Here is a 10,418-nt window from a genome sequence, read left to right as displayed (position 1 = left end):
GGGCGCCGGGCGGCGATCGCCCTCGTCGTGGCGGTGGCCGCGGTCGCCGCGCTGCTCGTCGGCTGGCCCCAGCGGTCCGGGCGGCCCGCCTCCGAAGGCCCGGAGGCGGGGTTCGCGCGGGACATGAGCGTCCACCACGCGCAGGCCGTCGAGATGTCGTTCCTCGTCCGCGACCGCACCGGCGACAAGGCCGTGCGGCTGCTGGCGTACGACATCATCAACACCCAGCAGGCCCAGATCGGCATGATGACGGCCTGGCTGGACGGCTGGGGCCTGCCCAAGGCCGACCCGGCCGGGCCGATGCGCTGGATGGGCCACGGCGCCCACGGCCAGGCCGGTGGGACCGGCGGGGCCGCGGGCGGGAGCGGCGCCGGGACGATGCCCGGCATGGCCACGGCCGCCCAGCTCGCCGAGCTGGGGAAGGCCTCCGGGCGGCAGGCCGAGACGCTGTTCCTGCGGCTGATGATCGCCCACCACCGGGGCGGCGTCGCGATGGCCGGGGCCGTCCTGGGCCGGAGCGGGAACGCGCAGGTCACGCGGCTGGCCCGGACCATGGTCGAGGGGCAGGGCGCGGAGATCACACTCATGGAGCGGATGCTCGCCGAGCGCGGCGCGCCCGCAGCGTGATCTCCCGCACGCCTCCGGACGCGTCCGGAGGCGTGCGCCCCTCCGACCGGCGGCGCGGCCCGCCGATCGGAGCCGGTTGGGCCGGATCGGGGCCGGTCCGCGCGGATCGGCCCCGGTTTCCGCTTGACACCGCCCGCCGATCGCGGGTGACTGGGCGGCATGACGGGCAGCGCGGAGACCGGCGGGGCGGGCGGCGGAGACGGCCGGGACGGCGGCCCCGTCCCGCGGAGGCCCGCGCCCGCCCGCCGTCCGGCCGGTCTCCGGGACCGGGAGGTCCTGCTCGGCGGCTACGACAGGGCCCTGGACCTGTTCGAGGCGGTGGTCGGCGCGGTCCCGCCGGACGACTGGGACGCGCCGTCGCCCTGCGCCGGATGGACGGCCTGCCAGGTCGCCGGACACGTGATCGGCGGCCAGTACGTGATCAGGGCGCTGGCCACCGGCGCGCCGCAGCCCGACGTGAACACCGACCCGGGCCGGTTCTGCGCGGGCGACGTGATGCTCGCCTGGCGCGCGGCCCGCAAGGAGTGCGCGGCGGCGCTGTCGGACGAGGCGCTGGCCCGGCCCATCCCGCTCGGCGGGCTCGGCGAGGTGCCGCTCGGCGACTTCCTGTCCGGCCACGTCCTGGAGCCCCTCGTCCACGCCTGGGACCTCGCGGTCGCGGCCGGACGGCCTCCCCGGCTGGACCCGGACCTGGTGCACCACGCCTTCGCCACCGCGCGGGTGATCGCCGGGCCGATGCGCGCCGCCGGACACCTCGGGCCGCCGCTCACCGCGCCGCCGGGCGCCGACGAGCAGACCCGGCTGCTGTGCTTCCTCGGCCGCGACCCGGACAGCGGACGGTCCGGGACCTGACGCCCGTCCGCACGCCGCCTCACCGTCACCGCACCCGCCGGTCAGCGCCCGTCCCGTCCAGAGCCCATCCCGTCCAGAGCCCATCCCGTCCGGAGCCCATCCCGTCCGGGACCGCCCGGCCCGGGCGCCTGCCCCGGTCACCGCGCCGCGTCGTGCCGGCCTTCGTCGCGACGCGCGTGAGCCCGGTGGCCCCTGCGGGCCACCGGGCTCGTCACGCGATGCCCGGCCGGACGGACCGGCCGGCGTCTCGCCGGGTCAGGAGAACTCGGCGAGGGTGCGCTCGGCCTCCGAGAGCCAGGCGCGGCGGGCGTCCAGGGCCTCCTCGGCCTCCCGGACGTCCTTGTCGCGGCCCGACGCGCGGGCCTTCTCCAGCCGCTTCTCCAGCTGCTCGATCGAGGCGCGCAGCTGGTTCACGGTCGCCTCGGCGCGGGCGCGCGCCTCGGGGTTGGTCCGCCGCCACTCCGACTCCTCGGCGGTGCGGACCGTCTCCTCGACCTTGCGGAGCCGGCCCTCGAGCCGGTCCCGCATGTCGCGCGGGACCATCCCGGCGGCCTCCCAGCGCTCCTGGATGCCGCGCAGCGCCTGCCGGGCCGCGCGGACGTCGGTGACCGGGAGCAGCTTCTCGGCCTCGGCGAGGATGCGCTCCTTCTCCTCGGCGTTCACCCGCAGCTCGGCGTCGCGCTCGGCGAACGCGGCGCTGCGGGCCTGGAAGAAGACGTCCTGCGCGCCCTTGAACCGGGCCCACAGCTCCTCCTCGACCTCGCGGGACGCGCGGCCGGCGAGCTTCCAGCGGCGCATCAGGTCGCGGTAGGCGGCGGCCGTGTCGCCCCACTCGGTGGAGCCCGACATGGCCTCGGCCTCGGCGACCAGGCGCTCCTTCTCGCGGCGGGCGTCCTCGCGCTGGTCGTCCAGCGTGGAGAAGTACGCCTTGCGGCGCTTGGTGAAGGCGTTGCGGGCGGCCGACAGCCGCTTCCACAGCGCGGTCTCGGTGGGGCGGTCGACGCGCTCGGCGGCCTTCCACTCCTCGACCAGCTGGCGCAGCCGCTCGCCGCCGTTCTTCCAGTGCGTCTCCTCGGCCGCGATCCGCTCGGCCTCGGCGACGATGCGCTCCTTGACCTCGCGGGCCTCGTGCCGGGCGTGCTCGCGCCGCGCCTTGACCTCCTCGCGGCGCTTGCCGACCAGCTCGTCCAGGCCGTCCAGGCGGCGCACCAGCGCGTCCAGATCGCCGACGGCGTGCGCCCCGGTCACCTGCTCGCGCAGCTTGGCGATGCTCTGCTGCGCCTGCTGGGGCTGCAGGTCGGTGGTCCGGACCCGCTGCTCGAGCAGGCCGATCTCGGTGACGAGCGCGTCGTACTTGCGCCGGAAGTACCCAAGGGCCTCTTCCGGGGCCCCGGCCTGCCAGGACCCGACGACGCGCTCGCCGTCCGCGGTGCGCACGTAGACCGTGCCGTCCTCGTCCACCCGGCCCCAGGGATCGGTCGCGCTGGACACCCTTGCCTCCTGAATCGCGGGTCCGATCGTGTGCGCGGCGGGTTGCGCGGTCGTGTCCACACTCATCGGACCCTCCACACCTTAGTATCCCGATCCACTATTTCCCGGCGATCGTGACGTCCTGGATCGTGACCTTCTTCTTGGGCTCGCCCGTGCCGTCGTCGCCCGGCTTGGCGATGCCGCCCTTGGCCACCTTCTGCAGCACGTCCATACCCGAGGTGATCTTGCCGAACACCGTGTAGTCCGGCGGGAGCTGGGAGTTTCCGTACACCAGGAAGAACTGGCTCCCGTTGGTGTCCGCGCCCGCGTTCGCCATCGCCAGGGTGCCCGCGCCGTACTTGGCGCCCTGGGTGTTCTCGTTGGCGAACTTGTAGCCCGGGCCGCCCTGGCCGGTGCCGGTCGGGTCGCCGCACTGCAGCATCTGCAGGCCGGCGCTCGTCGACAGGCGGTGGCAGTGGCTGCCCTCCCAGAACTTCTTGCTCGCCAGGAACGCGAAGGAGTTGGTGGCGCAGGGGGCCTTCGCGCCGTCCAGAGTCAGGCCGATGTCGCCCTGCGTGGTCTTCAGCGTCGCCTTCACCGCGCCGGCGTAGGCGGGCTTCGCGGGCGGCTTGGAGCCGTCCTTCAGGGCGCCCTGGTCCTGCGAGGCGTTGTAGGCGCACTCGCCCGGCTTGGCCTTCGACTGCGTCGCCTGGGCCTCGGGCTTGGCGCCGTCCTTCTTGTCGTCCTTGTTGAGGGCGAAGGCGGCGGCCGAGCCCCCGCCGATGACGACGACGGCCGCGACGGCCGCGCCCGCGATCCTCAGGTTGCGGGCGCGGGCCCGCTCGGCCTCCAGGCGCGCCTGCTGGCGCTCGTAACGCTGCCGCGCGAGCTGCTTCTTGCGGTCCTTCCCCGCCACGTGCCCTGCCCTCCGTGTGATCAGGTGAACGTGCAGCGCATAGTAGCGGTACCGGGGGCGTCGTTGGCCCGTCCGACCACGGGGGACACGGCCGAACCCCGGCCGACACGGCGATCGCGGGATCTCGTTCGCGGCGGGCCCGGCCGCGCCGGTACCCTCGTAGGACCGCGTGTGCGGCGGTGACGGGCGGGTTCCCGGCGAGAGCGCCGGACCCCGCCGCGGCGTCCGGAAGCGGACGGCGCGCGCGCCCCGCGTCCACCGCACACTCAGCGAATTCACAGGAAGGACGACCGTGCTCGTCGCCGGGTTCCCCGCCGGATCGTTCGCCGCGAACTGCTACGTCGTGGCGCCCGCCGCGGGCGAGGAGTGCGTGATCATCGACCCCGGCCAGGACGCCGAGGCCGGGATCGACGAGATCCTGCGCGAGCACCGGCTGAAGCCGGTCGCGGTCCTGCTCACCCACGGCCACATCGACCACGTCTGGTCCGTCGCGCCGGTCTGCGGCGCCCGGGACGTGCCCGCCTTCGTCCATCCGGACGACCGCGACCTGCTGACCGATCCCGGCAAGGGCCTCTCGCTGGCGACCAGGCAGCAGTTCCTCGGCGGCCTCACGCTCACCGAGCCGGACGACGTCCGGGAGCTGTCCGACGGCGCCACGCTGGAGCTGGCGGGCCTGGAGATCACCGTCGACCACGCGCCGGGCCATACCGGCGGGTCGGTGACCTTCCGGACCCCGGCCGCCGGCGAGGTCCCCGACGTGATGTTCACCGGGGACCTGCTGTTCGCCGGCTCCATCGGACGCACCGACCTGCCGGGCGGCTCCTACGAGCAGATCCTGGACAGCCTCTCCCGGGTGTGCCTGACCATGCCCGACGAGACGGCCGTCCTGCCCGGCCACGGACCCCAGACCACCATCGGCCGTGAGCGCGCGACCAATCCTTTCCTGGCTGACCTGAAGCCCGCCGACGGCCCGCACAAGGGATTCTGACCCCAGACATGAGTTCGAGCTTCCAGGCCCCCAAGGGCATCAGTGAGTACGTGCCGCCCCGCGCGGACCTCTTCTACGCCGTGCGCGAGGCGTTCGCCGAGCGCGCCCGGCTGGCCGGCTACGGCTACCTGGAGATGGCGGTCTTCGAGGACACCAACCTGTTCAAGCGGGGTGTCGGCGAGTCCACCGACGTGGTCTCCAAGGAGATGTACACCTTCACCGACCGCGGCGGGCGGTCGCTGACGCTGCGCCCGGAGTTCACCGCCGGGGTGCTGCGCGCCGTCCTGGAGCACAACCTGCACAAGCAGGGCGGGCTGCCGGTCAAGGTGTGGACGAGCGGTCCCGCGTTCCGCGCCGAGCGCCCCCAGCAGGGCCGCTACCGGCAGTTCTACCAGCTCGACCTGGAGGCGATCGGCAGCGAGGACCCGGCCGTCGACGCCGAGGTCATCGCGATCGCGACGGGCTGGTACCGCTCGCTCGGGCTCACCCGGGTGCGGCTGCTGCTGAACTCGCTCGGCTGCAAGCGGTGCCGTCCGGCCTACCGGGCCCTGCTGCAGGACTTCCTGCGCGGCCTGGACCTGGACGAGGCGACCCGCGAGCGCATCGAGATCAACCCGCTGCGCGTGCTGGACGACAAGCGCCCGGCCGTCCGCGAGCAGCTGGCGGGCGCGCCGCTGATGGCCGACCACCTGTGCGGCGACTGCAAGGCGTACCACGACCGGGTCCGCGAGCTGCTGGGCGACCTCGGCATCGCCTTCGAGGACACCCCGACCCTGGTGCGCGGGCTGGACTACTACACCCGCACCACCTTCGAGTTCGACCACCCGATGCTGGGCGCCCAGTCCGGCATCGGCGGCGGCGGACGCTACGACGGCCTGTCCGAGGACATCGGCGGCCCCGAGCTGCCCGGCATCGGCTTCGGCCTCGGCCTGGACCGGACGATCCTCGCCCTGGAGGCGGAGGCCGCCGAGCGGTCCGCGGAGCAGGAGCCCGCCTTCGCGCCCAAGCCGCGCTGCGAGGTGTTCGCCGTGCCGCTGGGCGAGGCGGCCGAGCGGCGCGTGTTCGACCTGGTCGCCGGGCTGCGCGAGGCCGGGATCGCCGCCGACATGGCGTTCGGCGGCAAGAGGCTCAAGGGCGCGATGAAGGACGCCGACCGGTCCGGCGCGCGGTTCGCGCTGATCCTCGGCGAGCGGGACATCACCGAGGGGGTCGTCCAGCTCAAGGACCTGGCCTCCGGCGAGCAGACGCCCGTCCCGCTCACCGACACCACTTCGACGTTGAAGGAAAGGCTTTCACGATGATCCGCTCGCACGAGGCGGGGACGCTCCGCAGGGAGCACGCCGGGCAGCAGGTGACGCTGGCCGGCTGGGTGGCGCGCCGCCGCGACCACGGGGGCGTCACCTTCATCGACCTGCGGGACGCCTCGGGCACCGCCCAGGTCGTGTTCCGCGAGGAGGACACCGCGCACGACCTGCGGTCGGAGTTCTGCGTCAAGATCACCGGCGAGGTCCGGATCCGTCCGGAGGGCAACGAGAACCCCGAGCTGCCCACCGGGGAGATCGAGGTCGCCGCGACCGAGATCGAGGTGCTGAGCGAGTCCGCGCCGCTGCCGTTCCCGATCGAGGGCGACGTCAACGTCAACGAGGAGATCCGGCTCAAGTACCGGTACCTCGACATGCGCCGCGAGAGCGTCGCCCGCGACCTGCGGATCCGCTCGCAGGGCACCTACATCGTCAACGAGGTCATGCGCGACCACGGCTTCGTGAACGTGGAGACCCCGACGCTGACCCGGTCCACGCCCGAGGGCGCGCGCGACTTCCTGGTGCCGGCGCGGCTGCGCCCCGGCCACTGGTACGCGCTGCCGCAGTCGCCGCAGCTGTTCAAGCAGCTCCTGATGGTCGGCGGCCTGGAGCGGTACTTCCAGCTCGCCCGCTGCTACCGGGACGAGGACTTCCGCGCCGACCGGCAGCCCGAGTTCACCCAGATCGACATCGAGATGTCGTTCGTGGAGCAGTCCGACGTGCTGGCCGTCGCCGAGGACCTGGTCCGGCGGCTCTGGCGCGAGATCCTCGGGCACGAGATCGGCGAGATCCCGCACATCACCTACGCCGACGCCATGGCCCGCTACGGCTCGGACAAGCCGGACCTGCGGTTCGGCCTCGAGCTGACCGAGATGACCGAGTACTTCGCGAACACCTCGTTCCGGGTGTTCCAGGCCCCCTACGTGGGCGCGGTCGTCATGCCGGGCGGCGCCGCCCAGACCCGCAAGGAGCTGGACGGCTGGCAGGACTGGGCCAAGCAGCGCGGCGCGCGCGGCCTCGCCTACGTCCTCGTCCAGGAGGACGGCACCCTCGGCGGCCCGGTCGCCAAGAACCTGTCGGACGAGGAGAAGGCGGGCCTGGCCGCGAAGGTCGGCGCCGAGCCCGGCGACGCGATCTTCTTCGGCGCGGGCAAGCCGCACGCGACCCGCGAGCTGCTCGGCGCGGCGCGGCTGGAGATCGGCCGCCGCAAGGACCTGATCGACCGGGACGCCTGGGCGTTCTGCTGGGTCGTGGACGCGCCGGTCTTCGAGTCCGTCGAGGACGAGAAGGGCGAGCACATCGGCTGGACCGCGGTGCACCACCCGTTCACCGCGCCCAAGCCCGAGCACGCCGACCTGCTGGCCTCGGACCCGGGCGCGGCGCTCGCCAACGCCTACGACATCGTCTGCAACGGCTACGAGATCGGCGGCGGCTCGATCCGTATCCACCAGGCCGAGATGCAGCAGAAGGTGTTCGACGTGCTGGGCCTGTCCAAGGAGGAGGCCGAGTCGAAGTTCGGGTTCCTGCTGGAGGCGTTCAAGTTCGGCCCGCCGCCGCACGGCGGGATCGCGTTCGGCTGGGACCGGGTGACCATGCTGCTGGCGGGCGAGTCGTCCATCCGCGACGTGATCGCCTTCCCGAAGGCCGCGTCCGGGTACGACCCGCTGACCGCCGCGCCGACGCCGATCACCCCGGAGCAGCGCTCCGAGGCCGGCATCGACTTCGTCCCCGAGAACCAGGACGAGGCGCCCGGAAGCACCTCGGCGGAGGCCGCCGGGGCGTGACGTCCGCCCAGGTGACGTCCGGCGAGTGATGCCCAGGGCATGAGTGAAGGGCCGGTCCGATCGGACCGGCCCTTCCTCGTGTGCGCCGTGTGCGCCCCTGCCGATGCCCGGTCGGTGCTCGCGGGCTCGGCGGTCAGCGGTTGGTGCCGCTGGTGACGCGGTAGACGTCGTACACGCCGTCGATCGACCGGACGGCCTTCAGCACGTGCCCGAGGTGCTTGGGGTCGCCCATCTCGAAGGTGAAGCGGCTGACGGCGACCCGGTCGCGGGTGGTGGTGACCGACGCCGACAGGATGTTCACGTGCTGGTCGGACAGCACGCGCGTGACGTCCGACAGGAGCCGTGGACGGTCCAGCGCCTCGACCTGGATCGCGACGAGGAACACCGAGTCCTCGCCGGGCGACCAGCGGACGTCGATGAGCCGGTCCGGCTGCTCCTTGAGCTGCGTGACGTTCGAGCAGTCGGCGCGGTGCACCGACACGCCGTTGCCGCGCGTCACGAACCCGACGATGTCGTCGCCCGGGACCGGGGTGCAGCAGCGCGACAGCCGGACCCACACGTCCGGGTCGCCGGCGACGACGACGCCCGGGTCGCCCGCCGGACGGGTGCGCTTGCGGCGCGTCGGCAGCGCGATCTCGGCGAGGTCCTCCTCGGCGGACTCGACGCCGCCCAGGGCCTCCACCAGCTTCTGCACGACGCTCTGCGCCGAGATGTGTCCCTCGCCGACCGCCGCGTACAGCGACGAGATGTCGGGGTAGCGCAGGTCGCGGGCGAGGACGAGCAGCGCCTCCCCCGACATCATGCGCTGCAGCGGCATGTTCTGCTTGCGCATCGCGCGGGCGATGGAGTCCTTGCCGGACTCGATCGCGGTGTCCCGGCGCTCCTTGGAGAACCAGTGCTTGATCTTGTTGCGGGCGCGCGGCGACTTGACGAAGTTCAGCCAGTCGCGGGACGGCCCGGCGTCCGGGGCCTTGCTGGTGAAGATCTCGATGGTGTCGCCGTTGTCCAGGACGGACTCCAGCGGCACCAGGCGGCCGTTCACCCGCGCGCCGATCGTGCGGTGCCCGACCTCGGTGTGCACGGCGTAGGCGAAGTCGACCGGCGTCGCGCCCTGCGGCAGCGCGATCACGTCGCCCTTGGGGGTGAAGACGAACACCTCCGACACCGACAGGTCGAAGCGCAGCGACTCCAGGAACTCGGCCGGGTCGGCGGTCTCCTTCTGCCAGTCGAGCAGCTGCCGGAGCCACTGCATGTCGGCCGCCTTGCGGCCGCCGACCGTCTCCTCCTTGTACTTCCAGTGGGCGGCCACCCCGTACTCGGCCCGCCGGTGCATGCCCCAGGTGCGGATCTGCAGCTCGACCGGCTTGCCCTCGGGGCCGATCACGCTGGTGTGCAGCGACTGGTACATGTTGAACTTCGGCATCGCGATGTAGTCCTTGAACCGGCCGGGGACCGGGTTCCACCGCGCGTGGATGGTGCCGAGCGCCGCGTAGCAGTCGCGGACGGTGTCCACCAGGATCCGGATGCCGACCAGGTCGTAGATCTTGTCGAAGTCCACGTCCCGGGCGATCATCTTCTGGTAGATCGAGTAGTAGTGCTTGGGCCGCCCGACCACGGTCGCCTTGATCTTGGCCTCGCGCAGGTCGGCGGAGACGGCCTCGATGACCTCCTGCAGGAACACGTCCCGGCGCGGGGCGCGCTCGGAGACCAGCCGGGCGATCTCGTCGAACCGCTTGGGGTAGAGCGTGGCGAAGGACAGGTCCTCCAGCTCCCACTTCAGCGTGTTCATGCCCAGCCGGTGCGCGAGCGGGGCGAAGACCTCCAGCGTCTCGCGGGCCTTCTTCTCCTGCTTGTGCCGGGGCATGTAGCGCAGCGTGCGCATGTTGTGCAGCCGGTCGGCGAGCTTGATCACCAGGACCCGGATGTCGCGGGACATCGCGACGACCATCTTGCGGACGGTCTCGGCCTCGGCCGCCTCGCCGTACTTGACCTTGTCGAGCTTGGTCACGCCGTCCACCAGGGCGGCGATCTCGTCGCCGAAGTCGGCGCGCAGCTCCTCCAGGGTGTACTCGGTGTCCTCGACGGTGTCGTGCAGCAGGGCCGCGCACAGCGTCTCGGTGTTCATCCCGAGCTCGGCGAGGATCGTGGTGACGGCGAGCGGGTGGGTGATGTACGGGTCGCCGCTCTTGCGCTTCTGGTCGCGGTGGTAGTGCGCGGCCACGTCGTAGGCGCGCTCGATCTGCCGCAGGTCGGCTTTGGGATGGGTGTTGCGGACGGTCTTGATGAGTGGTTCGAGTACCGGGTTCATGGCGGGACCGCGCTGGGATCCGAGCCGGGCGAGCCTGCGCCGCACCCTGGCCGCTGACGGTGGGATCGGTGCCGTCCCGGAGCCCGCGGGGGCGGGCTCGGACGGGGTGCCCGCGGCCGGGGTCCCGCCGGCCGGGGACTTCCCGGCCGGGCGGCCCCTGCCCGCGGGATTC

8 protein-coding genes are annotated in these 10,418 nt (G+C 72.9%); 5 read left to right on the top strand and 3 right to left on the bottom strand.

The window, feature by feature from the left end; all coding sequences use genetic code 11:
* On the top strand, window positions 1–627 hold a 627-nt coding region (locus tag DZF91_RS33705), incomplete at its 5' end, for a DUF305 domain-containing protein (RefSeq protein ID WP_147341514.1).
* 159 nt (window positions 628–786) lie between these two features.
* Window positions 787–1,479 carry a TIGR03086 family metal-binding protein gene (locus DZF91_RS33700; protein WP_117361091.1) on the top strand — a complete coding sequence of 231 codons (693 nt, stop codon included), beginning with the start codon at window positions 787–789 and terminating at the stop codon, window positions 1,477–1,479.
* A gap of 255 nt (window positions 1,480–1,734) precedes the next feature.
* Here DZF91_RS33700 and DZF91_RS33695 read toward each other — a convergent pair whose 3' ends face one another.
* Both DZF91_RS33695 and DZF91_RS33690 read right to left on the bottom strand, forming a co-directional pair.
* Window positions 1,735–2,970 (bottom strand): DUF349 domain-containing protein, encoded by a 1,236-nt coding sequence (locus tag DZF91_RS33695; RefSeq protein WP_235834758.1) that lies wholly within the window; start codon window positions 2,968–2,970, stop codon window positions 1,735–1,737.
* Window positions 2,971–3,067: 97 nt separating this feature from the next.
* The gene (locus tag DZF91_RS33690; protein ID WP_117361089.1) at window positions 3,068–3,865 is read right to left on the bottom strand and encodes a peptidylprolyl isomerase; all 798 of its coding nucleotides are present in this window, start codon (window positions 3,863–3,865) and stop codon (window positions 3,068–3,070) included.
* 292 nt (window positions 3,866–4,157) lie between these two features.
* Here DZF91_RS33690 and DZF91_RS33685 point away from each other — a divergent pair, with 292 nt between their 5' ends.
* From DZF91_RS33685 to aspS, 3 genes are read left to right on the top strand one after another with little or no spacing between them, the layout of a single operon-like run.
* On the top strand, window positions 4,158–4,853 hold the full coding sequence (locus DZF91_RS33685; RefSeq protein WP_117361088.1) for an MBL fold metallo-hydrolase: 696 nt from the start codon (window positions 4,158–4,160) through the stop codon (window positions 4,851–4,853).
* A gap of 8 nt (window positions 4,854–4,861) precedes the next feature.
* Entirely contained in the window at window positions 4,862–6,154 is a 1,293-nt protein-coding gene (gene hisS, locus DZF91_RS33680) for a histidine--tRNA ligase (protein WP_117361087.1), read from the top strand.
* Window positions 6,151–7,938, top strand: coding sequence for an aspartate--tRNA ligase (aspS, locus tag DZF91_RS33675; RefSeq protein WP_117361086.1), 1,788 nt, complete (start codon window positions 6,151–6,153; stop codon window positions 7,936–7,938). The genes hisS and aspS overlap by 4 nt, the downstream gene beginning before the upstream one ends.
* Window positions 7,939–8,071: 133 nt before the next feature.
* Here the strand turns inward: aspS and DZF91_RS33670 are convergent.
* Window positions 8,072–10,418 (bottom strand): RelA/SpoT family protein (locus DZF91_RS33670; RefSeq protein WP_407920962.1); only part of this gene is annotated, 2,347 nt, incomplete at its 5' end.

It is taken from the genome of Actinomadura logoneensis, assembly GCF_003428695.1.
Taxonomy (GTDB): Bacteria; Actinomycetota; Actinomycetes; order Streptosporangiales; family Streptosporangiaceae; genus Spirillospora; species Spirillospora logoneensis.
Note: the sequence above shows the minus strand (reverse complement) of the source record. Positions and strands in the feature narration are given on the sequence as shown.

What these genes read in the sequence shown, in the direction of transcription:
- DZF91_RS33700 (WP_117361091.1), top strand. Translation starts at nt 787, where the DNA reads ATGACGGGCAGCGCGGAGACCGGCGGGGCGGGCGGCGGAGACGGCCGG.
- hisS (WP_117361087.1), top strand. Translation starts at nt 4,862, where the DNA reads ATGAGTTCGAGCTTCCAGGCCCCCAAGGGCATCAGTGAGTACGTGCCG.
- aspS (WP_117361086.1), top strand. Translation starts at nt 6,151, where the DNA reads ATGATCCGCTCGCACGAGGCGGGGACGCTCCGCAGGGAGCACGCCGGG.